Below are 26,219 nucleotides of genomic sequence, written 5' to 3'. Positions count from 1 at the left end.
AGTCTGAACAACCTCAGGATATTCTTACCACCGTGCGGCCGCGGACCTGGCCGGCGAGGATCTGCGGCCCCAGCGAGGCGACCTGATCCAAGGGAATTTCGTGAGTAATTTCAGATAGTTTTGCGCGATCCAAATCGGCAGCCAGGCGCGACCAGGCCGCTTTCCGGGCCGGCAGCGGGCACATCACCGAATCGATGCCCAGAAGGCACACGCCGCGCAGAATGAACGGTGCGACCGAAGACGGCAGATCCATCCCGGCCGCCAGACCGCAGGCGGCAATGGCACCGCCATACCTTGTCATCGACAGCAGGTTGGCGAGCGTATTGGAGCCGACGCTGTCGATGCCCCCTGCCCAGCGCTCCTTCGCCAGCGGCTTGGCCGGCCCGGATAATTCGTTGCGGTCAATGATTTCGGCGGCGCCCAGCGACTTCAGATAGTCCGCCTCGGCGAGCCGTCCGGTCGAGGCGATCACGTGGTAGCCGAGCTTGGCAAGCACCGCCGTCGCCACCGAGCCGACGCCGCCGGCCGCCCCGGTCACGACCACCGGGCCACTCGCCGGTGTCAGCCCATGCTTCTCAAGGGCCAGAACTGCGAGCATCGCGGTGAAGCCGGCCGTGCCGATCGCCATCGCATCGCGCGCCGAGAGGCCCGGCGGCAGGCCGACCAGCCAATCCCCCTTGACCCTGGCCTTTTCGGCATAGGCACCGAGATGCGTCTCGCCCATGCCCCAGCCGGTACAGATCACCGCATCGCCGGGCTTCCATTGCGGATGAGACGATTGCTCGACCGTGCCTGCGAAATCGATGCCCGCGATCATCGGGAAGCGGCGGACCACCGGCGCCTTCCCGGTCAGCGCCAGCCCGTCCTTGTAGTTCAGCGTCGACCATTCGACCTTCACGGTGACGTCGCCATCCATCAGTTCGGCTTCGTCGAACTGCGTCAGCGTCGCTGTCGTCCCCTTGTCGGCCTTGTCGATCCGGATCGCCTTGAACGTTCCCACAGCGGCACTCCCTGCGCTTTCTTCGTCTCGCGCCATGTTTAGCCGATCGGATCGGCGGCGCAACTCAGGTCGCGGGCACGGCCCGCGCCACCGGCTTCTCGACGATCGGCAGGTTGATCAGCGCCGACAGCACGCCGAACAGGATGGAGAGCCACCAGATCGGGGTATATGAGCCATAGCGCTCGAACACGAGGCCGCCGAGCCAGACGCCGAGGAAGCCACCAACCTGGTGGCTGACGAACGCAAAGCCGTACAGCGTGGCGAGCCAGCGGGTGCCGAACATGATCGCGACCAGCGACGAGGTCGGCGGCACCGTGGAGAGCCAGGCCAGCCCCGAGACCGCGCCGAAGGCGATCGCGGTGGCCGGCGTGACCGGGAACGAGATGAAGGCAAGCGTCGCCAGCGCGCGGGTGAAGTAGATGAAGGACAGGATGTAGCGCTTCGGCAGCCGGCTCTGCAGCCAGCCGACGCTGAGCGAGCCGATGATGTTGAACAGGCCGATCGCTGCGATCACCCAGCCGCCGACCTGCGCCGACAGGCCGCGATCGACCAGGAATGCCGGCAGGTGCACGGTGATGAAGGCCAGCTGGAAGCCGCAGGTGAAGAAGCCGAGCACCAGCAGCACGTAAGAGCGGTGGCCGAACGCTTCCATCAGCGCGGTCGTGAACGACTGCTGCTCGGCATCCGTCGGCTTGGCCTCGGCGGCCGGCGGTGTTGCGACTGCGAGCGACAGCGGCACGATGAACAGCATCAAGGTTGCGAACACCATCAGCGCGCTCTGCCAGCCGAACTGATCGATCAGGGCGACGCCGAACGGCGCAAAGAGGAACTGGCCGAGCGAGCCCGCGGCCGTGCCGGCGCCGAGTGCCACACCGCGCCGCTCCGGCGGCAGCAGCTTGCTGAAGGCTGACAGAATGAGATTGAACGAGCAACCCGACAGGCCGAAGCCGACCAGCACGCCGGCGCCGATGTTGAGCGACAGCGGCGAGGTGGAATAGCGCATCATCAGCAGGCCGCCGGCATAGAGCAGCGCGCCGACGCAGATCACGCGCATGACGCCAAACCGGTCGGCGATGGCGCCGGCAAGCGGCTGGCCGAGCCCCCAGAGCAGGTTCTGCACGGCGACCGCCAGCGCGAACACGTCGCGGCCCCAGGCGAATTCGCGGCTCATCGGCTGCACGAAGAAGCCCAGGCTCGAACGCGGACCGAAGCTCAGGAGCGCGATGGCGCAGCCGCAAACGATGATGACGAGCGGAGTTCGCCAGCCCGCGGCACGGGAGGCCGCGAGATCGCCTGCCTGAATCGACATGGGTGTCCTCCTGACGCGCGCCGTGTTGTCCGGTTCGCTGTCCACGGATTAATGCATTTGCATTGAAATCCCAAGTCCAAAAGCGGAACCCAGCCATGAAAAATAGTGGCAGATGGCGAGTTGGTAGATGCCGACAGAGCGCAACCTCAGCGGAACGAGTTCCGCATGTGGAACTCACACGTGATGTGTGCGGCCCGTCAAACGTCTTTTCACGCGAGTCAGCAGAGACATTTCAGCCTCCGCGGGAGTGACTTGCAGAACAGCCGCGATTTGTCACCAAACACCGCTAAACAACGAAGGAAGTCCCTGAAGAAGAACTAACAAGTAGCGCCGTAGACATATGCTCGGAATGTGGAATTGGACAGCAGATGAACCACCACCAGATCGAGCCGTCAGGCCATGTCGTGATCGTCGGCGCCGGCATTGCCGGACTGTTCTGCGCCCTCAAGCTCGCGCCGCAACCTGTCACGCTGATCTCTGCAACGACGCTCGGCGAGGACTCCTTCGGCTCGACCATGCAGGCCGACATCGCGGCGGCCATTTCTGCCGACGACACTCCGCAAGCTCACGCCGCCGACATGATCGCGGCCGGGGGTGGCCTGGTGGAGGCGGCTGCGGCGCTGGAGCTCGCCACTGATGCGGCGGCGCGGATCGAGGATCTGATCCGGCTCGGCGTCGCGTTCGATCGCGATTACAGGGGGGAGTTGGCGACGTCCCGCGCGGCGGCCCATTCCGTGCGACGCATCCTGAGCGTCTGCGGCGACTTCACCGGGCAGGCGATCGTGACGGCCCTGACCAACGCCGTGCGCGCGACGCCCTCGATCCGCGTGATCGAGAACCATGTCGTCGATGCGCTGCTGACGGAGCACGGCGTCGTGCGCGGCCTGAAATTGCGCAGCTCTGAGGATGGATCTGCCGCGCCCCTGCTGATCGCGGCGGGCGCTGTCGTGCTCGCGACCGGCGGTATCGGCCATCTGTTCGCCACCACGACCAATCCATCTCATGCCAACGGCATCGGCATGGCGATTGCCGCGCGCGCCGGGGCCATCATCGCCGATCCTGAATTCGTTCAGTTTCACCCGACGGCGATGACAGGCGGCAGGGATCCCGCCCCTGTCGTTACCGAGAGCCTGCGCGGCGCCGGCGCGATCCTCGTCAATCGGCGCGGTCAGCGTTTCATGCTGCCACGGCATCCCCTGGTGGATCTTGCGCCGCGGGACACCGTCGCGCGCGGCATCATGGCCGAGATCTCGGCCGGTCGCGGCGCCTTCCTCGATGCCCGCGACGTGCTCGACGACGACGTCGCTGCGCGCTACCCCATCCTCCATCGAGCCTGTGTGGCGCGCGGCCTGGATCCGACCCGGCAGCCGATTCCGGTGGCGCCGGCGGCGCACTTCCACATGGGCGGCATCGCGATCGATGCCTGCGGCCGCAGCTCGATCGAGGGCCTGTGGGCTGCGGGCGAGGTTGCCGCGACCGCGACGGACGGCGCCAACCATATCGCCGGCAACGCGGTGCTGGCCGCGCTTGTCTTCGCCAACCGGATCGCCACGGACATCTCCGGTCGAACGTTCGCCCCCGCATCGAATCTGCAGAGGATCGCCTTCGCCGAGCCGGGCGGCGCCGACCCCACGCTCACCGAGGGAACGTTGCGCGAGATCATGACCAGCCAGGTCGGCGTGATCCGCGACGAGGAACGGCTGGCCGACGCCATCGCCGTCATTGCCAGGCTCGAGCGTGACGGCTGCAATTCCACCCTGCGCAACATGGCTACAGCGGCGCTGCTGATCGCGACGGCCGCCTGGAGCCGGCGCGAGAGTCGCGGGGCGCATTGCCGCGCCGATTGCCCTGCGGAGAATCCAAGCTTCGCGCAGCGCACGATGACGACTTTGGCCGCCGCGCGCGAGATCGCCGACCAGCTCGCCGATCGGCCGTCGATACGCCTGCCGCGGCCGCTGAGCGCATAGCGCGAGACGCCGCGCGCTGTTATCGCCGCGTCCAGTTCGGATTGATCTCGGCTTCGCTCTTGGCGGCCTCGGCCAGCTCGGCCGAAATGGCCGCCGTCTGCTGCGGCGTGCCCCAGCTCGGCGCGTCGCTGCCGTCGCCCCATTTCTTCGGCCGGTAGAAGGTGTGGACGCCGAACTTGTACATGCGCTTCATCTCGGCAACCCAGGACGGCCGCACCCAATAGGCGTGATAGTGGGTCGACTTGCCCACCTCCGGCAGCCAGATCTGTCCGTCGAGCATGGCCGCAGCGATCTTCTTGGCGCGCTCCCACATGTCGGGCTCGCGGATCACGTCGGCGGTGTTGTCGCAGGCGAAGGTGAACTGGCAGGCGAAGTGGCGGTATTTGTTCTGGTAGACGACGCCGCACACCGTGGTCGGATAATAGCCGGAGAAAGCGCGGTTCAACACCACCTGGGCCACCGCGATCTGGCCACGCACCGCCTCGCCGCGGGATTCGAAATAGACCGCCTCGGCCAGGCACTTTTCCGATTTGAAGCGTGACTTCTCATCGGTGAGTCCCAACCGCTCGGCCGGCGTCCGCGCCCGCTGATTGTCGGTGTTGACCTCGCCCTTGGCCGCGATGCTCTCGCCGCCATCCCCGGTCTTGGTGCCCTCGCCAGCCGGCTGCGACAGCGCCGCCATCGATTTGAGGTCCGGATCCGGCATGACGATCAAGGGCGCCTCGCCGGGCTGCCAGGTCTCCATGGTTCCGGCCTCACCGCCCAGCGATGACGTGCCGAAATAGAGGTTGGAGGTCTTGATCGTGAAGCCGTCATAGCTGACCGCACTGTCGACGGCAGCCGCATCCGTCGCGGGCTTGAGCTCAGCCGAGGGCTGGATCTCGGGTTTCGCGGACTCATATTGCGCGAGCGGCGGGGCGCTCAAAGCTTCCTGCAATTCGGGATCGAGTGCAGCGCGCGGCGCCGGCAGCGGCGCCACCGGCGCTTCAGTGGTCTTCGCGCCGAACACCGACGAATTCGAATCCGTCGGCGCGGGCGACATCGCCGGCGCGGGCTCGGGCGGCGCGGGAGCCGGTTCGGCGGCCTCGGTCGGCACCGACGATGGCTGCGGCTGAGACGGAGGGCGCACGACGAGGCGATCACCTTTCAGCGTGCGGTCGACTTTCGGAAAATCCGAGGCCTGATAGCGCGGCGGGACCTGCAGCGCCGGATTGCGCGGCGTCGAGCCGGTGATGTCGAAGTCGCGGCCGTCCAGGCTTGCCAGGCGGATGCTCCACGCCTGCGGCGCCGAGGTTCCAATCGGACGACCAAAGCTGTAGGTGGCGAGCTGCACCGAGGCAGCGGCCGAGAAAACACGCTTCTGCCAGCGCTCGGCGACGCCTGGCTGGCGGGCGAGCAGGGAAGCGATATCTTGATACCCGGTCTCTGTCGGCATCAGAGCGAAGACGCAGAGACCGAGTCCGAAGGACGCAAACCGCGCGCCCTTCGGACCGGGACGCAGAACTACCATCGATACGCTCAACGCAACGCTACGCTACTCACTCGACCGAACGACAGTGCTTCCGTGCAATTCGATCTGTCATCTTCGTATCGGGTTTAGGTTGCTGAGGAGTTAACCCGCGTTGCAGGATCGAAACATGCAAGCGGCGAAGTCGCACAGCGTGATGCGATCGATGCGCGTGGTAAATGGCGCACCGACAAGAGCAGTGAACATTCGGTCAACGAAAGCGGTGAATGAAAATCAACCGCATATGAAGCGGAGGTTCCCGCCGGCGGTATCTCAGATATCGAGCTGCGATCCTAGCAGGCTCGCTCCTCGCCATTCCGGGACGCGCGCGGCGCGAGCCCGGAATCCATAGCCACAGGCCGCTATGAGACGCGAGATGTGCGCGGCGCTCGTCTTCGCAACAATGACCGTTCGTGGTTATGGATTCCGGACTCATGCGCATTGCTTCATAATGGCTGTGCCATCTTGCGCGCGAATGCCCCGGAATGACGGCAGTGGGGGCGAGCCACTCGCCTCGATCCACTCACGCGCGCCGCATCGGCAAGCTCAGGTCCTCAAACGACAAAGGCCGGCAACATCTGCCGGCCTTCATCAGATCAGTTCGATTGCAGCAAGCTCAGGCTTGGCTGGCGATCTCCTTGCCGAGCGCAGACTGCGCGGCGGCGAGGCGCGCGATCGGCACACGATAGGGCGAGCACGACACGTAGTTCATGCCGATCTTGTGGCAGAACGCGACCGAGGCCGGATCGCCGCCATGCTCGCCGCAGATGCCGACCTTGAGGTTGGGCCGCGTGGCGCGGCCGCGCTCGACGCCGATCTTGACCAGTTCGCCGACGCCGTCGCGATCGATCGAGATGAAGGGATCGATCTCCAGGATGCCCTTCGCGACATAGGCGCCGAGGAAGCTGCCGGCGTCGTCGCGGCTGATGCCGTAGGTGGTCTGCGTCAGATCGTTGGTGCCGAACGAGAAGAACTCGGCGGCCTCCGCGATCTGGCCCGCCATCAGGGCTGCGCGCGGCAGCTCGATCATGGTGCCGACCTGATACTCCAGCTTGGCGCCGGTCTCGCGGATGACGGCCTGCGCCATCGCGTCGATGCGCGCCTTGACCAGATCGAACTCGGCTTTGGTGGCGATCAGCGGCACCATCACTTCGAGGCCGACAGCCTCGCCGGTGCGTTTCTCCGCCTCGACGGCCGCCTCGAAGATCGCGCGTGCCTGCATCTCGGCGATCTCCGGATAGGCGATCGCAAGACGGCAGCCGCGGAAACCGAGCATCGGATTGAACTCCGACAGTTCGCGGGCGCGGTCCGCAAGCCGGCGCGGATCGGTGTTCATCGCGCGCGCGACCTCCTCCACCTCGGCCTGGGTGTGCGGCAGGAACTCGTGCAGCGGCGGATCGAGCAGGCGGATCGTGACAGGCAGGCCCTTCATGATCTCGAACAGTTCGACGAAGTCGGCGCGCTGCATCGGCAACAGCTTGGCGAGCGCAGCGCGGCGCTCCTGCTCCTCCTCGGAGAGGATCATCTCGCGCACCGTGCGGATGCGCGTCTCCTCGAAGAACATGTGCTCGGTGCGGCACAGGCCGATGCCCTCGGCGCCGAACTTGATCGCGGTGCGCGCATCCTCCGGGGTGTCTGCATTGACGCGCACGCCGGTCTCGCGCACGGCATCCGCCCAGCCCATCAGCGTACCGAACTCGCCAGACAGCTCCGGCTCGATCATCGGCATGCGTCCCGCCAGCACCTGGCCGACCGAGCCGTCGATGGTGATGACGTCGCCGGTCTTGAAGGTGCGCCCGCCGATGCTCATTGTGCCTCGGCCGTAGTCGACGCGGATGGTGCCGCAGCCGGAGACACAGGGCTTGCCCATGCCGCGCGCGACCACCGCTGCATGCGAGGTCATGCCGCCGCGCGTGGTGAGGATGCCTTCCGCGGCGTGCATGCCGTGGATGTCTTCCGGTGAGGTCTCGATGCGGACCAGGATGACCTTGCGGCCATCGGCCTGCAGCTTGGTCGCCTCGTCCGAGGAGAACACGATCTCGCCCGAGGCTGCGCCCGGCGAGGCCGGCAGGCCGGTCGCGACCACGTCGCGCTTGGCAGCGGGATCGATGGTCGGATGCAGCAGCTGATCGAGCGAGGCCGGATCGACGCGCAGCACGGCGTCGTTCTCCGAGATCAGGCCTTCATTGGCGAGCTCGACGGCGATGCGCAACGCCGCCTTGGCGGTGCGCTTGCCGCTGCGGGTCTGCAGCATCCACAGCTTGCCGCGCTCGACCGTGAACTCCATGTCCTGCATGTCACGGTAGTGCTTTTCGAGCAGCGTGTAGATGCGGGTCAGCTCCTTGAACGCCTCGGGCATCGCGACTTCCATCGAAGCCCGGTCGGAGCCGGACTCGATGCGCGCGTCCTCGGTGATGTCCTGCGGGGTGCGGATGCCGGCGACGACGTCCTCGCCCTGGGCATTGATCAGGAACTCGCCATACAGCTTGCTCTCACCCGTCGAGGGATTGCGGGTGAAGGCGACGCCGGTGGCCGAGGTGTCACCCATGTTGCCGAACACCATCGCCTGGACGTTGACGGCCGTACCCCACGACTCCGGAATGTCGTGCAGCTTGCGATAAGTTACCGCGCGCGCGTTCATCCAGGATGAGAACACCGCGCCGATCGCGCCCCACAGCTGGTCATGCGGATCCTGCGGGAACTCCTTGCCGGTCTCAGTGGCGACCGCTTCCTTGTACTTGCCGACCAGCATCTCCCAATCCTCGGACGAGAGATCGGTGTCGAGCTGATAGCCCTGGCTGTCCTTGAAGCTGTCGAGGATGTCCTCGAAATGATGGTGCTCGAAGCCGAGCACGACATCGGAATACATCGTGATGAAGCGGCGGTAGCTGTCGAAGGCGAAGCGGCGGTCGCCGGACAGCGACGCCAGCGCCTCCACCGTCTGGTCGTTGAGGCCGAGGTTGAGCACGGTGTCCATCATGCCCGGCATCGAGGCGCGGGCGCCGGAGCGCACCGAGACCAGCAGCGGGTTTTCCGGATCGCCGAACGTCTTGTCGGTGAGCTTGCCGATATAATCGAGCGCCTTGTCGACCTGCGCCTGCAGCTCCTTCGGATAGGTCTTGTCGTTGGCGTAGAAGTAGGTGCAGACCGAGGTCGGAATCGTGAAGCCCGGAGGCACCGGCAGGCCGAGATTGGCCATCTCGGCGAGATTGGCGCCCTTGCCACCGAGCAGGTCGCGCAGGCCGGCTTTGCCCTCGGCCTTGCCGTCACCGAAGGTATAGACCCACTTGTTCGGCTTGATCGCGGTCGCCGCGCTCTTGGCCGCGGGCTTCGCAGCCGAGGCTTTGGCAGGCTTGCCAACCGGCTTGGCGACCGTTTTGGCCGGCTTCTTCGGAGCGGTTTTCACCGGCGCTTTGGGCGCCGCCTTCGCAGCCACCTTGGCCGGGGCCTTGGCGGCCGGCTTCGGCGCCGTCTTAAGCGCCTTGCGCGGCGGAGCGAGCGGAGCGGCCTTCGCCTTGCCCGGCTTGGAAGGCTTTGATTTCGCTGCAACTTTCTTAGACTTCGCTACCGCTTTGGCCATGAGATGGTTCGATCCGCAAATGGGGAGGAGAAATCGCGCGCCTTACACCACTTTGGGCGCTGCGGCGCAAGCACAGAGGTTCCCGACCTTGGGACTAGACGGGCCGGAAGACTAGAAATGGAGCCACTTCAGAAGGCCCATGCCGATCAGGCCGTTCAGGATGAGGAAGATCGCGACGATCAGGTTCAACAGCCGCGGCATGATCAGGATGAGCACGCCGGCGATCACGGACATGATCGGCGAGATATGAGCAACGGTCAGGGTCATCGGCGAACTCTGAATTGATGGAAAGAGGAGGTGAGCGATTCGAGTGGGCCGGACTTTATCCCGGCTCATCGTGGCGGAATAGGAGACGCAACAGTAGCGGTTCCGGTTCCCCGCCGTCTGGAACTGCCGCGAAAATGCCTTCGGCCTCGGTCGCGCCAGCTCGGAACGATGCGCAGCCGGTGGCATTGGGAGGCAGGTGCCGGATGTGCCGGCCTTGAATGTCAGCGGATCAACAGCGAGGAGCTCCGTTCATGCGAACCCATCTCACCCTTGCAGGCCTGGTGGCCGCACTCGTGATCCCCGTGGCGGCCGGGGCGCAGTCCTATACCGTGGGTCGCGGCGTCGTCGTCGAAGAGGACGCGCCGCTCATCACCGTCGAGCGGCGCCCGGAATTCCGCGAATATGTCGTGCGGGAGCGTGTTCCCAACTATGTGATCCCCGATCGCGTGGTTGTTGGGACCGTTCTCCCGGAGTCCGGTGTTACATATTACGACGTGCCGCAGCGCTTCGGTACGACACCTTATCGCTACACGGTGGTGAACGGCGAAACTGTTCTGGTCGAACCGCGGTCGCGACGGATCATTCAGGTGGTTGAATAGTTATCGAGCTGCATTTGGTCGCCAACGCCCCCGCAAGCGGCCAGATGTAAAGGCCCTGCCCGGTCCCCCCCGCCGGGCGGGGCTTACTTTTTTCGCCGTCATCTGCGCCGGCATGACAGCGGAGGCTGTAGCCTTCCCCCTCGTCATCGCGAGCGTCAGCGACGCGATCCAGGGGCCACGTGGACAGTCTCTGTTCGCGGCCCCTGGATTGCTTCGGTGCAAGCGCGCCTCGCAATGACGCCTGTGGCAAGCTTGGTCGCGTAACCCACAGCCGTCATCGCCCGGCTTGACCGGGCGATCCAGTATCTCGAGACGGCCATGATCCACCGAGAGGCCGCCGCGTCCGGATGCCGCCTGCGCGAGGGTGACATTGGAGGTTGTAGCCTTCTCCGTCGTCGTCGCGAGCGTCAGCGACGCGATCCAGGGGCCACGTGGACAGTCTCTGTTCGCGGCCCCTGGATTGCTTCGGCGCAAGCGCGCCTCGCAATGACGCCTGTGGCAAGCTTGGTCGCGTAACCCACAGCCGTCATCGCCCGGCTTGACCGGACGATCCAGTATGTCTGAGAGGGCCATGATCAACCGAGAGGCCGCCGCGTCCGGATGCCGCCTGCGCGGGCCTGACAGCGGTGAGTGACCACGACCGTCATTGCGAGCGTCAGCGACGCGATCCAGGGGCTGCGCAGACAGTCTGTCCTGTCAGGCCCGCCCCGCGACGGCCTGCAAACTCAGCCCTCGATCTTGGAGAAGTCGGCCACCGCGCGCGTGGCGTTTCGGATCTCATTCAGCAGTTTGAGCCGGTTCTCGCGGATCGCCGCGTCGTCGTCGTTGACCTTGACCTTGTCGAAGAACGCGTCGACCGCCGGACGCAGCTTGGCCATCGCGTGCATCGCCGCGGCAAAGTCCTCCTTGGCGACGGCAGTGCCTGCCTCGGAGCCGACCTCGCCGATGGCCTTGGCCAGCGCCTTCTCCTCGTCGAGCCTGTAGAGCGCCGCATCGGGCGCGCCGTCGAACTTGCGCTTGTCCTTCTTCTCCTCGATGGCGAGGATGTTGGAGGCGCGCTTGGTGCCGGCAAGCAGGTTCTTGCCGTCGTCGGTCTCGAGGAATTTGCCGAGCGCCTCGACGCGGCGCACGACCATCAGCAGATCATCCTGGCCGCCGAGCGCGAACACCGCGTCGACGAGATCATGCCGCGCGCCCTGCTCACGGAGCTGGACCTTGAGGCGGTCGGCGAAGAAGGAGAGCAGATCGGCGCTGAGCTTCCCGGCGTCCAGCTCACTCTTGACGTGCAGTCCGGCCAAGGCCGAGCCCGCCACCTGCAAAAGCGACAGCCGCAGAGAATTCTCGGTGATGAGCCTGATCACGCCCAGAGCCGCGCGGCGCAGCGCATACGGATCCTTCGATCCCGTCGGCTTCTCATCGATCGCCCAGAAGCCGACAAGCGTATCGAGCTTGTCGGCGAGCGCGACAGCCACCGATACCGGATCGGTCGGCACGCGATCGCCCGGCCCCTGCGGCTTGTAGTGCTCCTCGCACGCAGCCGCGACAGACACGTCCTCGCCCTGGGCCAGCGCGTAGTACTTGCCCATCAGGCCCTGCACTTCCGGGAACTCACCGACGACCTCGGTGAGCAGGTCGGCCTTGGCGAGCTTGGCGGCGCGCGCAGTCTTCGCCGCATCGGCGCCGACCAGCGGCGCGATCTCGGCGGCGAGCTTCTCGATGCGAGCGATGCGCGCGGCCTGCGTCCCGAGCTTCTCGTGGAATACGATCTGCTCGAACTTCGGCAGCCGATCCTCGAGCCTCGTCTTCAGGTCGGTCTCATAGAAGAACTTCGCGTCCGACAGCCGGGCGCGGATGACGCGCTCATTGCCGGCGATGATGGTCTTGCCGCCGTCGGTCGCCTCGATGTTGGCGGTCAGGATGAATTTTGGCGCGAGGCCGCCGGTCTTGGGGTCGCGCACCACGAAGCATTTCTGGTTGTTGCGGATGGTGGCGCGGATCACCTCAGCCGGAACCTTCAGGTACTCCGGATCGAACGAGCCCATCAGCACGACAGGCCATTCGACGAGGCCTGAGACCTCGTCGAGCAGCACGGGGTCCTCGACCAGCTCATAGCCTTGCGCAAACGCGAGCTGCTTGGCGTCGGTGACGATGGTGTCCTTGCGGCGCTGCGGGTCGAGCACGACCTTGGCGTCGAGCAGCTTGGCCTCATAGTCCTCGAAGCGGCGCACCGAGATCGCAGCCGGTGCCATGAAGCGGTGGCCATAGGTGGTCTGCCCCGCCTCGATGCCGTCGACCGAGAAGCTCACCACGTCGGGCTCCTCGGTCTCCAGGCCGAAAGTCGCGGTGATCGCATGCAGCGGCCGGACCCAGTTCAGCGCGCCGGGCTTTTCCGAGCGCTTGCCCCAGCGCATCGATTTCGGCCAGGGGAAGGTGCGCACGATGACCGGCAGCATCTCGGCGAGCACGTCGAGCGTGGCGCGGCCCGGCTTCTCGATCAGCGCGACGTAGAAATCGCCCTTCTTCGGATCGCGCTGGATCGTCGCCTCCTCGAGCGAGGACAGGCCGGTCGCCTTCAGGAAGCCCTGGATCGCAGCATCGGGGCCACCGACGCGCGGGCCCTTGCGCTCCTCCTTCAGGTCGGCCTGCCGCGCCGGAATGCCGTGCACGGTCAGCGCCAGCCGCCGCGGCGTCGCAAACGCCTTGGCGCCCTCATAGACGAGGCCCTCGGCGACCAGCTTGTCGGTGACCATGCGGCGCAGATCCTCAGCCGCCTTGGCCTGCATGCGCGCGGGGATTTCTTCGGAGAACAGTTCGAGGAGAAGATCGGGCATGTCTCAAGTCTCTCTGCACGAAGAACCACCATCCCCAGGGGGAAGGTCGCCTGCGTTTGGCAGGCGGGGTGAGGTGACCGCGATCTCCGCGTGAATGGCTTCGAGCACCGCCTCAGTCCTGGTCATAACGTCGTTGTTCCAAAATCGCAAAACGCGATAGCCTTCCGAGTTGAGCCAACGCGTGCGGGTTTCGTCGCGCTGGATGTTCGCATCCTCTCCATGCTGCGCCCCGTCAACCTCGATGATGAGGCGCCGGGCCAGGCAGGCAAAATCAGCAACATAGGGACCGATGACGACTTGTCGTCTGAAGTGGGTCCCTTCGATCTCGAAGCGCCGCAGGTGGCGCCATAGGATGTCTTCAGCGCCGGTGGTGTTTTCGCGAAGCTTCTTCGCGGTTCGGCGTTTGAAATCGCTGATCGGCCGTTTGCCCATCTGGCACGTTCACCCCACCCCGCTTGCCCAGCGATGCTCTCGTATCCAAGGCGAGCGCCCCTCCCCCTCCAGAGGGTGAACATATCACGTCCACCCACGAGCGCAGGGCCACCCTCCCCTGGAGGGGGAGGGTCGATTGCTCATGCATTCGCATGAGCAATCGGGGTGGGGTGACAGTCTATCCATGATCAACAGTGTTCCAGCCGAGAGATCACCCCACCCCGGCACGCATCTCGCTTCGCTCGATTGCGTGCCGACCCTCCCCCTCCAGGGGAGGGTGAAGAGTCAGCCTCTGCGCTTCCAGGATCACGCGCCAGCCCCGCCCGCTTCCGTATGCAGCCACGCCTCGCCGCAGGCCTTGGCGAGTTCGCGGACGCGCAGGATGTAGCTCTGGCGCTCGGTGACGGAGATGACGCCGCGCGCGTCGAGCAGGTTGAAGACGTGACTGGCCTTGATGCATTGGTCGTAGGCCGGCAGCGCCATCAGATGTTCTTTGCGGTTGCCCAGCTTTGAATTGTCTTGCCAGCCGGCGGCGAGATATTTGCGGCAGGCGCCCTCGGCCATCTTGAACTGCTCGAACAGCATCTCAGTGTCGGCATGCTCGAAATTGTGCCGTGAATATTCCTGCTCGGCCTGCAGGAAGACGTCGCCATAGGTGACCTTGGCGTCGCCGTCGCGGCCGTTGAAGTTGAGGTCATAGACGCGGTCGACGCCCTGGACATACATCGCCAGACGCTCGAGCCCATACGTCAGCTCACCCGCAACCGGCGCGCATTCGAAGCCCGCGACCTGCTGGAAATAGGTGAACTGCGACACCTCCATGCCGTCGCACCAGCATTCCCAGCCCAGCCCCCAGGCGCCCAAAGTCGGGCTCTCCCAATCGTCCTCGACGAAACGGATGTCGTGAACGGCGGCGTCGATGCCGATTGCGCCGAGCGACTTCAGGTACAATTCCTGAAGGTTCGGCGGCGACGGCTTCATGATCACCTGAAACTGGTAGTAGTGCTGCATCCGGTTCGGATTCTCGCCGTAGCGGCCGTCCTTCGGCCGCCGCGACGGCTGCACATAGGCGGCATTCCACGGCTTCGGGCCGAGCGCGCGCAGGGTCGTTGCCGGATGGAAGGTGCCGGCGCCCATCTCCATGTCATAGGGCTGCAGGATCACGCAGCCCTGCTCGGCCCAGAACCGTTGCAGGGCCAGGATGAAGCCCTGGAACGAACGTTCCGGGCGCATGTGCTGAGGCAGCGAATCCATCGTCGGTATCGGTCTTTCGCGCGGGGGTCGGAAAAGCGCGCGGACCGTATCGGCGAGGCCACCAGGAATCAAGGCAATAGGAATCGCGGCCGGGCGGCCAGCGTGCCGCCAGTCGGGCTCAGGTCGTGAGGTCAGCCGGGCCGATAGGCGCCCGTGACCGGATCGCGGCGCAGGGTCTTGATCTCGGCGGTCTGGGCCGCCTCGGCGACGCGCGACAGCCGCGCTTCTTCGAGCTCGCGGTTGATCTTCTGCGCGGTCTTGTAGGCCCAGCGAACCACGGCAAGCCCGCCCACCATACCTGCGAATGCAACGAACGGCGGCATTGGTCGATCCTTGTCCATCATGAGTGCCACCCCCGATTCGTATTCTCGCCGATCCCGGTTCCCGCTGCAATCCGGATCGCGGGGGGCAAAACAGCGCGGGACGACGGCCTAGAACCCGAATCTGGCCCAGATCGCCCTGGTTTCGGCGGCCGAGATCAGTTCCTCGGCGAATCCGGCCCAGCCGAAGGCCAGGCTGCCGGCCCCCGGCGACCGGCGTCCGAGCAGCCCGGACAACAATCCGGCGGCCGGCGCCACCACGGGCATCGCCACCTTGTCGCCGAACCGGGCACGCAACACGGCGCGGAGATCGCCGATGCCGTCGGCAAGACCGAGCGTCACCGCCGTATCGCCGGCCCAGTACTCGCCGGTGAATAGCACGTCGTCGGCGCTTTTCAGCCGGCCGTTGCGGCTCTCCTTCACCAGCGAAATGAACAGCGCGTGGATCTCACGCTGGATCTTCTTCAGCCGCGCCACGGCGTCGGGATTTTCGGGCAGGAACGGATCGAGCATCGCCTTGTGCTCGCCGGCCGTATACAGCCGACGTTCGATGCCGATCTTGTTGATCAGGTCCTGCAATCCGAACGAGCCGCTGACCACGCCGATCGAGCCGAGGATCGACGAGGGATCGCAGAAGATCTCGTCGCCCGCGCAAGCGATCATATAGCCGCCGGACGCGGCGACATCCTCGACGAAGACGAGCACCGGCAGCTTCTTCTCGGCCGCGAGCTGCCGGATCCGCAGATAGATCTGGCGCGACTGCACCGGCGAGCCGCCGGGCGAATTGATCACCAGCGCCACCGCCTTGGCGTTGCGCATCGCGAACGCGCGCTCCAGCATCTTGGCGACCCCCGCCAGCGTCAGCCCGGGACGCAGCGGAGTCACCGCGCCGATCACGCCGGAGAGGCGGACAACGGGCACGACCGGTGCGCCGCGCAGCCGCGCCGGAAGCAGCGCCTTCAACCGATCCAAAGGCCCCTCTGCAGCGCCGGCTTGTGTCAAATTGTCCACCATTCTGTTACCTCGGATTAACCACTTTTTATCGCGGCACTGCCATTCAATGGGCTGGAACGAGCCTTGCAATTCCCTGGGCAATTGCACGGCGAGCCAAGTTGCAGAGTGCGGCGGAGGAATGCATGAAGGTCTACCTGTTGATGCTGCTGATCGGTACTCTCTTGACTGCGATCCGTTTCACGACGGTAACTGAACGCCCATCCGAAGCGCAGACGCAATAACGCGCGACCTCGATCAACCGTTCAGGGGGCCCCAAGGCCAGCCAAGGCCAGCGCCCCCTGCCCCTCCAGCACACGCACAGCATCTACATGAGGCACACCTGCTGCCTCATTGAGCATCACCCCCGGCCAGATCTGGAGGGGTGCCCGCCCTCCTTTAACGGCCCTGACCAGGATACGGATTGCCGGCCTCCCGGCCTGCCCGTGCACCGGCTGCACCCCGAAGCTGCCGAAGCCGCGCGCCAGCGCCGCCAGCACCTCACCGAGACCATCGGCCCGCCAGATCAAGGTCAGCACGCCACCGGATTTGAGCATCCGGCGCGCGGCATGGGTCCAGACCTCCAATGTCGTTGCCGTCGCCATATGCGCTGTCGCCCGCGCAACGTCCGGCGAGGCGCGGTGACGCGCGGCGTCGTGAAACGGCGGATTCATCAGCACGACGTCGACACTGTCGGGGCCGAGCCCAGCTGCGGCAAAGGCCGCAGCGTCCGCGCCGACGTCCAGCGTGACCACATCAGCAGGCAATTGATTGGCGCGTGCATTGTGCTGTGCCAGGCGCGCCAGCTCAGGCTCGCGTTCGACCAGCGTCAGGGCGACACCACCGATGCGGCATGCCAGCGCCAGCCCGGCGGTTCCGACGCCCGCACCGAGATCGACGACGCGATGGCCGGGACGCGCGGCGGTTGCCGCGGCCAGCAGGATGGCGTCATGACCGGCGCGATGACCCGAGGTCGGCTGCCTCAACCGCAATCGGCCGCCAAGCACGGCATCTTCGGAAATCGCGGCCGCGTCACTCATCGGGACGGAGTTCATGCCCGAGCCCTGCGTCGGTGAGAAGCCGGCGGGCCTGCAGATTGTCGTCCTCGTGAACCAGGATCCGTCGCGGCAGAATGCCGAGCGAGCCCTCGATGATGCTCATGTTCTGGTCGAGCACGAGATGGTGGATATCAGCGCCGTCGAGCAGCGCGCCAACAGCCGAAACCAGCACGATATCGTTGGTCCGAACCAATTCCTTCAACCGTTATGTCTCCGTGCAGGATTCGGTCACGGCTGGGTGGGGTTGGGTCAAGGTTCCGTGTCCGCCCTTGCCGCCTGCGGCCGCAGTTTCTATTGTCGGACACAGAATAGCAAAATTGGAGACCAGCGTGGCGGTTATCGTACCTTTCGAGAGTCCATCGGGCGCTTCCATCGATGGGCTGGTCGGCCTGGTCGCGGCCGACATGGAACGGGTCAACGCCACGATCCTGTCACGCACCGGTTCGGACGTGACGATGATTCCCGAGGTCGCCAACCACCTGATCTCCTCGGGCGGCAAACGGCTGCGGCCGATGCTGACGCTCGCGATGGCGCATCTCACCGGCTATGCCGGCGACGGCCATGTCAAGCTCGCCGCGGCGGTCGAATTCATGCACACCGCGACGCTCCTGCATGACGACGTGGTTGACGAGAGCGAAATGCGCCGCGGCAAATTGTCCGCACGCATGCTCTGGGGCAACGAGGCCAGCGTGCTGGTCGGCGACTTCCTGCTCGGCCAAGCGTTCCGCATGATGGTCGAAGTCGGTTCGCTGCGCGCGCTCGACATCCTGTCGGCTGCGGCGGCCACGATCGCCGAGGGCGAGGTGATGCAGCTCGCCGCCGCCAAGAACACCGCGACCACCGAGGATGAATATCTGGCCGTGATCCGCGGCAAGACCGCCGAGCTGTTCGCCGCCGCCTGCGAGGTCGGCCCGGTGCTCGCCGATCGTCCCAAGGCCGAGCAGACCGCGTCGCGCTCGTTCGGCATGAATCTCGGCATTGCGTTCCAGCTCGTCGATGACGTGCTCGATTATGGCGGCAAGGCCGCCAAGCTCGGCAAGAATGTCGGCGACGATTTCCGCGAAGGCAAGATCACGCTCCCGGTGGTGCTCGCCTTCCGCCGTGGCAGCGACAGTGAGCGTGCCTTCTGGATCAAATCGCTGGAGCGCGGCGAGATCAGTGATTCCGATCTCGACCACGCCATCGGCCTGATGAACAAGCACCGCGCGCTGGAGGACACGATCAGCCGCGCCCATCATTACGGCGCCATGGCCGTCGACGCGCTGGCGCTGTTCCCGGCCTCGCCGATGAAGACCGCACTCGAGCAGGTCGTCGCGTTCTGTCTGGCGAGGTCGCATTAGTTCGTTCGCCTGCCGCCTCCATCGCGGGTGTCATGCCACGCGCAGGCGCGGTCTCCACTACGCCGCCCTGTCTCGATCGACACGACAGCCTCTGGAATATTCGATCGCCCGGTCAAGCCGGGCGACGGCTGGGCTGATTGACGAGCACCGTAGCTCCACGCACCGTCATCGCGGGGAGCGAAGCGACGAAGCGATCCAGGGTCGCGACAAAGATTCTTGATTGCTTCGCTCGCAATGACGGCTGCGCAAGCTAACTCAGAGTGCCCGCGTGCACCCACCACTCCGGGTGATCAGCGCTGATTTGTGCGCCCGCGGCCTTTGCATCGGCCTCGCTGCCATAGATCGCAAAGCAGGTCGCACCGGAGCCGGACATCCGGGCCAGCAGCACGCCGTGGCTTGCGCGCAGCGCGTCGAGCACGGTGCCGATGATCGGTTGCACTTTGAGCGCCGGGGGCTCGAGATCGTTCTTGACCTGGTCGAGCGCGGAGACCCAATCGCCGATGGACGCCCCAGCCGTTGGCCAGGACGGCGCGGTGAGAACGTCGGTCACGCCAACCAGGAGATCACCCGGCTTGAGACCGAGCGCCTGGAACACGTCCTTGGTCGCCACCGGCACGCGCGGATTGATCATCACGCAGGGCAGGACAGGCAGCGCGAGCGGCTGCAGATTCTCGCCGACGCCGGTCATGGTGCAGGCCCGCGAGGGCACGCAGACCGGCACGTCGGCCCCGGTCTTCAGCGCCACCGCCTGCAGACGCGGATCATCAAGCGAGAGGCCATTCAGTCTGGCGAGCAGCCGCAGCGCGGCGGCCGCATCCGCCGAGCCGCCGCCGATGCCGGCCGCGACGGGCAGCACCTTCTCCAATTCGAATGCGCCGAGCTTCAGGCCGGGAACGGACTCGGCCAGCAGGCGCGCCGCCTTCAGCACCAGATTGTCGGAGGTCTCACCGCAGGCCGCGGCAAGAGGCCCGGTGGTGGTCAGCGTCAGCTCCGGCCCAGGGACCAGGGTGAGCTGATCCGCGCAATCGGCGAAGGCGACGACGCTTTCGAGATCGTGATAGCCGTCGACGCGACGGCCGACGACCCGCAATGTCAGATTGACCTTGGCACGGCCCTGCTCCTGCAGCGGCGCGCCGGTGACCGTGGACGCCAACATCGGCGCAATGCCCCCAACATCCTCGGTGGCGGGGTCCGGTGTCGCTGTCGGCCCGCGGCCGAAACGAGCGTGGCCGGCACCGCCACATGCTCCATCAAAACCATCCGGGCTCCCCGGCAAACCGAGGAGCCCGCAATCGCGCTCAAACCATGATCGGACGAACTAACCGCCCTTGCCGTCGTCCTTCTTGGCGTCGGACGGCGCGTCCTTGGTGTCCGCGCTCGCTGCCGCAGGCGCCGGATCGTCGGTCAGACCATTCTGGATCTTGGCCTCGATCTTCGGCAGCTCCTCGGCCTCCGGCTTCAGATCGCGGGCATGGGCCCACTGGAATTTCGCTTCCAGCTTGCGGCCGACGCGCCAATAGGCATCGCCGAGATGGTCGTTGATGGTCGGATCCTCGGGCTTCAAATCGATCGCGCGCTCGAGATGCTTCACCGCCTCTTCGTAATTGCCGATGCGGTAATAGGCCCAGCCGAGCGAGTCGACGATGTAGCCATCGTCGGGGCGCTGCTCGACGGCGCGCTTGATCATCTTCATGCCTTCGTCGAGATTGACGCCCTGGTCGATCCAGGAATAGCCGAGATAATTCAGCACATGCGGCTGGTCGGGCTGCAGCTCGAGCGCCTTGCGCATGTCGGCCTCGGCCTTGGGCCACTGCTTGGAGCGCTCCAGGCAGATGCCGCGATAGTAGTAATAGACGCTGTTGGCCTTGTCGTTGTTTGCCGGCAGCGAGTCGACGCCGAGCGAATAGGTCTTGGCGCAATCGGCGAACTTCTTGCGGCCGCGCTCGATATTGCCGAGCGCCATGATCGCCTCGAGATCCTTCGGATCCTGCGCGATCACGTCCTTGAGGATCTTGATCGCCTCATCGCTGCGGTCGGCACTGTCGAGATCGGTGGCGAGCTGGATCTGCGCGTTGCGCTTCAGCGGCGAGCTCGCCGGCACCCGCTCATAGACCTTGATCGCCATCTGCGGCTTCTTCACCGTCTCGTAGAGATCGGCGAGCGACAGCAGCGCCAGCGGATGGCTGGGCTGCAGGTGCAGCGCGAGCTGCAGATAGACCAGCGCGAGATCCTCACCGCCGCGACGGCTCAAGGTCGCGCCGATGCCGTACAGCGCCTCGGCGGCGCCGGCCTGCGCCGAATCGACCAGCGGCGGCAGCTTCTTGCCCGCCTTGGTGTCGCGCAGCCCCTCCTGCACCAGCGGATGACGGGCGAGCTTCTTGTCGAACGCCTCATAGATCGCGGTGGCGGATGCGGCATCCTTGTTGCGCGACAGCCAACGCGCATAGGCCTCGGTGATCCGCAGCATCGAATCGTCGAGCTTGTAGGCGCGCTCGAAGCGCGTGCCGGCCTCCTTCTCCTTGCCGGCCAGCTCCAGGATCATGCCGGCATGCAGATCCTTGAACAGCGGATACCATTCCGGACCGGTCAGCTTGTCGATATTGGCGACCGCGGTCTTGGCGTCACCCGCGCCGGCCGCGGCCCAGGCCGACAGCAGGGTCGCGACGAGATCGGTGATCGGTCCACGCACCGACTGATTGATGTTGGTCTGCGCGGCCGCGTATTTCTTCTGCTTGATATCCTGCACGCCGACGACGAGACGCGCGATGCGGTTCGACTTGTCGACGGTGAGGATGCGCTCGGCCAGCTTGACCGCTTCTTCGATGTCGCCATCGGCAACCGAGGAGATGAAGGCGCGATCGAGCAGCTCGTTGTTCTTGGGGTCGCTGCGCAGCGCGGAACGGTAGAACGCGGCGGCGGAAGCGGCATCGCGCTCGACGCTGGCATGGCGGGCCGCCAGATAGCTGCCGGAGGTGGTGAGCGACTTCAGATCGACGCCGGTGGGAAACTTCGCGCTGTTATCCGACGGGTGATCTGGCGTCTGGGCCAGAACGGCGCCCGGAAGCAGCACGGCGGCAACGGCAATTGCGGTCCAGCGATTGCGAATGGATAACATCACGGTGCGCTCTGGTTGTTGGAAAGGAATGGTCGTATCGGACGCGAACCCGGTCGGCCGCTCTTCAAGGCGCCGACAATGCCGCGTTTGGCGGCCAACCGCAAGGATTTGCAGGATATTCGGGTCAGCCGCGAGCCCCTTTGACGAAGGTGACCTGCGTCAAACCGCGGCAGTATGGCCGTATCGTGGCCGGTCGCCCCCGCAGGGACGACCGCCTCACGCAATCGTGCGTGAATTGCGCTACATGGCTTCGTAGTTCGGCCCCCCGCCGCCTTCCGGAGGAACCCAGGTGATGTTGCCATTGGGATCCTTGACGTCGCAGGTCTTGCAGTGGACGCAGTTCTGCGCGTTGATGACGAAGCGCGGGCTGGCACCGTCCTCGACCCACTCATAGACGCCCGCCGGGCAATAGCGGTTGGACGGGCCGGCATAGACGTCGTGCTCGGAGCTCTTCTGCAGCGCCATGTCGGCGACCTTCAGATGCACCGGCTGGTCTTCCTCGTGATTCGTATTGGACAGGAATACCGACGACAGCCGGTCGAAGGTCAGCTTGCCGTCCGGCTTCATCACTGGCTTCGGCTGGTGCGCCTTGGCGGGATCGAGCGTCGCGCGATCCGGCTTGGCATGCGACTGCGTACCGAACAGCGAGAAGCCGAGCGTGTTGCACCACATGTCGAAGCCGCCGAGGATGACGCCGAGCACGGTGCCGAATTTCGACCACAGCGGCTTGACGTTGCGGACCTTGAACAGGTCCTCGCCGACCGGCGATGAGCGCCAGGCGTTCTCGTAGTCGACCAGTTCGTCATTGGCGCGGCCGGCCGCGAGCGCCGCATTGACATGCTCGGCCGCCAGCATGGCGCTGCCCATCGCATTGTGCACACCCTTGATGCGCGGCACGTTGACGAAGCCTGCCGCGCAGCCGATCAGCACGCCGCCGGCGAACGACAGCCGCGGCACCGATTGATAGCCGCCCTCGGTGATGGCACGCGCGCCATAGGCCAGGCGCTTGCCGCCTTCGAACACGCCGCGGATCGAGGGATGCGTCTTGAAGCGCTGGAATTCCTCGAACGGCGACAGATAGGGATCGTCGTAGTTCAGATGCACGACGAAGCCGACCGCGACCAGATTGTCGTCGTAGTGATAGAGGAACGAGCCGCCGCCGGTCTTCATGTCGAGCGGCCAGCCGAACGAGTGCTGGATCAGTCCCTTCTGGTGCTTGGCGGGATCGATCTGCCAGACTTCCTTCAGGCCGATGCCGAATTTCGGCGGCTCGCTCTTGGCATCGAGGGCGAATTTCGCGATCAGCTGCTTGGACAGGCTGCCGCGCGCGCCTTCCGCGAACAGCGTGTACTTGCCGAGCAGCTCCATGCCGCGCGTGAACGAGGCCTTCGGCTTGCCGTCCTTGGCAATACCCATGTCGCCGGTGGCGATGCCGCGCACCGCGCCCTGCTCGTCATACAGCACCTCGGTTGCCGCGAAGCCCGGATAGATCTCGACGCCGAGCGCCTCGGCCTTGCGCGACAGCCAGCGACAGACATTGCCGAGCGAGCCGATGTAGCAATGGTGATTGTCCATGAATGGCGGCATCGCAAAGCCCGGCAGCTTGATCGCGCCGCTCTTGGTCATCCAGAAGAACTTGTCGTCCTTGACCGGGGTCTTCAGCGGGCAATCGTCGTCCGACCGCCAGTCCGGGATCAGCTTGTCCAGCGCGAGCGGATCGATCACGGCCCCCGACAGAATGTGCGCGCCGACCTCGGAGCCCTTCTCGACGACCACGATGGTGAGGTCGGCATTGAGCTGTTTCAGCCGGATCGCGGCGGTCAGGCCCGAGGGGCCGGCGCCAACGATGACGACGTCAAACTCCATGGATTCGCGCTCGGGTAATTCTTCGGTGCTCATGTCTTTTCGATCTCAGGCCCGGCTGGTGCAGTGGATGTGGCCTTTGCAGCCCCCTGGCGCAAGCAAAGGTCAAACCCGGAGAGCTGCAATAGCAACAATGACTTAACTAGGGTTCCGAAGGCGTTGGCCGTCCGCTGGAGGTGATCCTGAAGGGGAGCGGAGGCTGGCGCCGGAACACTAGGGCGTTCCGTCCCTTTTTTGGGTTATTCCAAGCTCTTGTTTCCGATTTTTCGGGGCAGGACAACCACGTAAATGCATTCCGCCATGCGCCAAGGCGGCGTAGACTGTTGCAACAGACCATCATGATGATCCCCGAGCCCCTCCCCGACGTCCGGCAACTGCTCGCCTTCTATCTGGAGACGGGCGTCGACTGCGCGCTGGCCGACGAGCCGATCAATCGCCTGGTCGAGCCCGAGGCGGCGCCGGCGCCTGCCGCAGCCGTGGCTCGTCCGGCGGCAGCGTCGCCAGCCGGCCGGTTGCCGGCACCGGCGATTATTCCGCCACGCGGCGAACCGCCGCCCCCGCCGGAGGCCGCCATTGCCTCTGCCCGCGAGGCGGCGCTGACGGCGCCGACCCTGGAGGCGCTGCGCGAACTGCTGGAGAATTTCGATGGCTGCGCGCTGAAGCAAACCGCGACGCGGCTGGTGTTCGCCGACGGCAATCCGCAGGCGCGCATCATGCTCGTCGGCGAGGCGCCGGGCCGTGACGAGGACATCGAGGGGCTGCCGTTCGTCGGCCGCTCCGGCAAGCTGCTCGACCGCATGATCGGCGCGATCGGGCTCGACCGCAGCAAGGTCTACATCGCCAATGTCATTCCATGGCGGCCGCCCGGCAACCGCACGCCGACGCCGCAGGAGACGCAGATCTGCCTGCCCTTCATCCGCCGCCAGATCGAGCTGGTCGATCCCGACGTGCTGGTGACGCTCGGCAACCCGTCGACCCAGGCGATCCTCGGTACGACCGAGGGCATCATGCGCAGCCGCGGCAAATGGCGTGACTACGACACCGGCAAGCGCACCATCCGCGCCATCGCGACCTTCCACCCGGCCTATCTGTTGCGCTCGCCGTCCTACAAGCGGCTGTCCTGGCAGGACCTGCGCGCGATCGCGAAGGTGATGGCGGTCTGACGACCGTCTTCGCCGTCATTGCGAGGAGCGAAGCGACGAAGCAATGACGCGGAGAGCATTACGGTCCGCTCGCCGGACGTCGCTGGCGGAAAGGCTACGGCGCCTTCGGCCGCACGATCGCCCAGCCGATCCGCAGCAGCGGCTGGCGACCGTTGATCAGCCAGTCGAAGCTGCGCGGCACCTCCGGCACCAGGCCTGGAAAGCGCTGGGCAAGCTCCGGCGGCGGCGTGCCGACCGTGTCGGAGGCACGCCACACCACGACGCCTCCGGTTTCGGCAAACCTGGCTGGGCTGATCCACGGCGTCCGCTGCGGCGTGGCGTCCAGGAACAGATGCGCGCGGCGGCGGCCGAGCGCAATCAGGCTGGCAAGCTGCGGATCGCCGGCCACGGCCTGCAGCTTCTGATTGGTGCGGCGCTCGAAGCTCTCGACGAAGAAGCGGGAGATGTCGCGCGCGGGCATCGCGGTCGCGACCTCGCCATCGCCGAGCAACGGGACGATCACCGCGCTGCCGGCGACCAGGATTGCGGGCGCGGCCACGGCTGCGGCCCACACGCTGCGCAGCAGCCGCTGGCGCCGCAGATAGATCAGATCGCCCGAGGCGACCACCATGGCGAGGCCGACCATGGTCAGGGCGACGGCGGTCCCGCCCAACACGGTGGGAAGGCCGAACAGGGCCGAGATCAGGCTGCCGACCAAGGCAGGTGCGATCGCGAAGCAATAGGCGAAGTCGCGGGCCAGCGCCGGCACCGACCGGCGGTAGATGATCGGAGAATCGGCTTCACCGCGGGCGAACCAGCCGGCGTCGAGCACCACGAGGAGCAGCACGGCGGAGATCGCCAGCAGCAATCCGCCGGCCAAAGCGAGCCAATGCCAGGCGCGCGCCGAGAGCTCCGCCAGCACCGGCAGGGCCGGAAGCCCCACGCTGTCGGAACGCAACACGAAGATGAGGTAAGGCAGCGCCAGCGCCAGCACGACCAGCAGCGCGAACAGCGGATCGAACGATCGCAGCACCTGCCGGCCCTCGGCGGTCGACACCGTGAAGACCGCGAGCAGCAGCAGCAGGCCGGCGGCGGCGGGCGTGGTGAGCAGCAGCAGACCCGCCTCGATCGACCATGCAAACCAGGCGTTGCGCTGGCCCTGGCCGAGAATCCGCCAGCTATGCAGCAGCAGCAGCGCCCACAGCGGGCGCGCGAGCACGTCCGGCCCGAATTCAAGTGTCGGCGCCCCGAATGCCGTGACGGTCATCGTCAAAAGCACCGCAAGCACCGCCTGCTGGCCGCCGACGATGGCACGGGCGAGCAGATAGATCACCCAGAAGGTCACGGCCGAGCACAGCGCGGCCAGCACATACACGCCGAACAGATGATTGCCGGCGAAGCGATAGGCGATATCCGCGAGCCAGAACGGCAGCGGCGGCCCGAGATCGGTGCCGACCTGGTACTCCCGTCCGAAGGCAATCGACATCGCGAGCTGGCCGGGAGGGCTGCGGTAGAACAGCAGCGCGATGCCCAGCCAGAGAAGGGCGTGACACAGCACCACGATGACGACGACCAGCCGAGGCCGCGCGCGGATCAGTTCGACAACCAGTGACGTGAAACGCATGAACGGCTGGATCGCTTGGGA

At 65.8% G+C, this 26,219-nt stretch carries 20 protein-coding genes; 4 read left to right on the top strand and 16 right to left on the bottom strand.

Features of this window, described 5'->3' with window-relative positions:
* Positions 1-13 precede the first annotated feature (13 nt).
* Positions 14-1,000 carry an MDR family oxidoreductase gene (locus BBTA_RS11015; RefSeq protein WP_012042563.1) on the bottom strand — a complete coding sequence of 329 codons (987 nt, stop codon included), beginning with the start codon at positions 998-1,000 and terminating at the stop codon, positions 14-16.
* A gap of 64 nt (positions 1,001-1,064) precedes the next feature.
* Positions 1,065-2,309, bottom strand: coding sequence for an MFS transporter (locus BBTA_RS11010; RefSeq protein WP_012042562.1), 1,245 nt, complete (start codon positions 2,307-2,309; stop codon positions 1,065-1,067).
* 368 nt (positions 2,310-2,677) lie between these two features.
* Here BBTA_RS11010 and BBTA_RS11005 point away from each other — a divergent pair, with 368 nt between their 5' ends.
* Positions 2,678-4,276, top strand: coding sequence for an L-aspartate oxidase (locus tag BBTA_RS11005; protein ID WP_012042561.1), 1,599 nt, complete (start codon positions 2,678-2,680; stop codon positions 4,274-4,276).
* Between the two features lie 19 nt (positions 4,277-4,295).
* Here BBTA_RS11005 and BBTA_RS11000 read toward each other — a convergent pair whose 3' ends face one another.
* From BBTA_RS11000 to BBTA_RS38795, 3 genes are all read right to left on the bottom strand, one after another.
* Positions 4,296-5,786 (bottom strand): cell wall hydrolase, encoded by a 1,491-nt coding sequence (locus BBTA_RS11000; RefSeq protein WP_012042560.1) that lies wholly within the window; start codon positions 5,784-5,786, stop codon positions 4,296-4,298.
* Between the two features lie 613 nt (positions 5,787-6,399).
* Positions 6,400-9,363 carry a pyruvate, phosphate dikinase gene (gene ppdK / locus BBTA_RS10995; RefSeq protein WP_012042559.1) on the bottom strand — a complete coding sequence of 988 codons (2,964 nt, stop codon included), beginning with the start codon at positions 9,361-9,363 and terminating at the stop codon, positions 6,400-6,402.
* Positions 9,364-9,474: 111 nt separating this feature from the next.
* Entirely contained in the window at positions 9,475-9,630 is a 156-nt protein-coding gene (locus BBTA_RS38795; RefSeq protein ID WP_012042558.1) for a DUF3096 domain-containing protein, read from the bottom strand.
* Positions 9,631-9,881: 251 nt separating this feature from the next.
* Here BBTA_RS38795 and BBTA_RS10990 point away from each other — a divergent pair, with 251 nt between their 5' ends.
* The gene (locus tag BBTA_RS10990; protein WP_012042557.1) at positions 9,882-10,229 is read left to right on the top strand and encodes a DUF1236 domain-containing protein; all 348 of its coding nucleotides are present in this window, start codon (positions 9,882-9,884) and stop codon (positions 10,227-10,229) included.
* A 725-nt stretch (positions 10,230-10,954) separates the two neighbouring features.
* Here BBTA_RS10990 and glyS read toward each other — a convergent pair.
* The 7 genes from glyS to BBTA_RS10955 form a co-directional block, all read right to left on the bottom strand.
* Positions 10,955-13,060 carry a glycine--tRNA ligase subunit beta gene (glyS, locus tag BBTA_RS10985; protein WP_012042556.1) on the bottom strand — a complete coding sequence of 702 codons (2,106 nt, stop codon included), beginning with the start codon at positions 13,058-13,060 and terminating at the stop codon, positions 10,955-10,957.
* A 3-nt stretch (positions 13,061-13,063) separates the two neighbouring features.
* The gene (locus tag BBTA_RS10980) at positions 13,064-13,492 is read right to left on the bottom strand and encodes an endonuclease domain-containing protein (RefSeq protein ID WP_012042555.1); all 429 of its coding nucleotides are present in this window, start codon (positions 13,490-13,492) and stop codon (positions 13,064-13,066) included.
* Between the two features lie 306 nt (positions 13,493-13,798).
* Complete coding sequence (locus BBTA_RS10975; RefSeq protein ID WP_012042554.1) at positions 13,799-14,746, bottom strand: glycine--tRNA ligase subunit alpha; 948 nt, start codon at positions 14,744-14,746, stop codon at positions 13,799-13,801.
* Positions 14,747-14,877: 131 nt separating this feature from the next.
* Positions 14,878-15,069, bottom strand: coding sequence for a hypothetical protein (locus BBTA_RS10970; RefSeq protein WP_012042553.1), 192 nt, complete (start codon positions 15,067-15,069; stop codon positions 14,878-14,880).
* 108 nt (positions 15,070-15,177) lie between these two features.
* Positions 15,178-16,080, bottom strand: a complete 903-nt coding sequence (locus BBTA_RS10965) for a S49 family peptidase (RefSeq protein WP_041750551.1) — start codon at positions 16,078-16,080, stop codon at positions 15,178-15,180.
* A gap of 242 nt (positions 16,081-16,322) precedes the next feature.
* Positions 16,323-17,096: a tRNA1(Val) (adenine(37)-N6)-methyltransferase gene (locus BBTA_RS10960; RefSeq protein ID WP_012042551.1), complete on the bottom strand. Its 774-nt coding sequence runs from the start codon at positions 17,094-17,096 to the stop codon at positions 16,323-16,325.
* The gene (locus tag BBTA_RS10955; protein ID WP_012042550.1) at positions 17,089-17,316 is read right to left on the bottom strand and encodes a DUF2007 domain-containing protein; all 228 of its coding nucleotides are present in this window, start codon (positions 17,314-17,316) and stop codon (positions 17,089-17,091) included. The genes BBTA_RS10960 and BBTA_RS10955 overlap by 8 nt, the downstream gene beginning before the upstream one ends.
* Before the next feature lie 127 nt (positions 17,317-17,443).
* Between BBTA_RS10955 and BBTA_RS10950 the strand changes: the two genes are divergently transcribed.
* The gene (locus tag BBTA_RS10950; RefSeq protein ID WP_012042549.1) at positions 17,444-18,454 is read left to right on the top strand and encodes a polyprenyl synthetase family protein; all 1,011 of its coding nucleotides are present in this window, start codon (positions 17,444-17,446) and stop codon (positions 18,452-18,454) included.
* Between the two features lie 250 nt (positions 18,455-18,704).
* On the opposite strand, the gene BBTA_RS10945 is transcribed toward BBTA_RS10950, so the two are convergent.
* The 3 genes from BBTA_RS10945 to BBTA_RS10935 all read right to left on the bottom strand — a co-directional run bounded on the left by BBTA_RS10945 (position 18,705) and on the right by BBTA_RS10935 (position 23,468).
* Entirely contained in the window at positions 18,705-19,610 is a 906-nt protein-coding gene (locus BBTA_RS10945; RefSeq protein WP_012042548.1) for a 4-(cytidine 5'-diphospho)-2-C-methyl-D-erythritol kinase, read from the bottom strand.
* A 162-nt stretch (positions 19,611-19,772) separates the two neighbouring features.
* Positions 19,773-21,569 carry a tetratricopeptide repeat protein gene (locus tag BBTA_RS10940; RefSeq protein ID WP_085972597.1) on the bottom strand — a complete coding sequence of 599 codons (1,797 nt, stop codon included), beginning with the start codon at positions 21,567-21,569 and terminating at the stop codon, positions 19,773-19,775.
* Between the two features lie 240 nt (positions 21,570-21,809).
* Complete coding sequence (locus BBTA_RS10935) at positions 21,810-23,468, bottom strand: electron transfer flavoprotein-ubiquinone oxidoreductase (protein WP_012042546.1); 1,659 nt, start codon at positions 23,466-23,468, stop codon at positions 21,810-21,812.
* A 305-nt stretch (positions 23,469-23,773) separates the two neighbouring features.
* Here BBTA_RS10935 and BBTA_RS10930 point away from each other — a divergent pair, with 305 nt between their 5' ends.
* Positions 23,774-24,595, top strand: coding sequence for a uracil-DNA glycosylase family protein (locus BBTA_RS10930; protein ID WP_041750550.1), 822 nt, complete (start codon positions 23,774-23,776; stop codon positions 24,593-24,595).
* Between the two features lie 94 nt (positions 24,596-24,689).
* On the opposite strand, the gene BBTA_RS10925 is transcribed toward BBTA_RS10930, so the two are convergent.
* On the bottom strand, positions 24,690-26,198 hold the full coding sequence (locus BBTA_RS10925) for a glycosyltransferase family 39 protein (RefSeq protein ID WP_012042544.1): 1,509 nt from the start codon (positions 26,196-26,198) through the stop codon (positions 24,690-24,692).
* Positions 26,199-26,219 lie beyond the last annotated feature (21 nt).

This window comes from Bradyrhizobium sp. BTAi1, assembly GCF_000015165.1.
Lineage (GTDB): Bacteria > Pseudomonadota > Alphaproteobacteria > Rhizobiales > Xanthobacteraceae > Bradyrhizobium > Bradyrhizobium denitrificans.
This window is presented reverse-complemented; position numbering and strand designations above follow the sequence as displayed.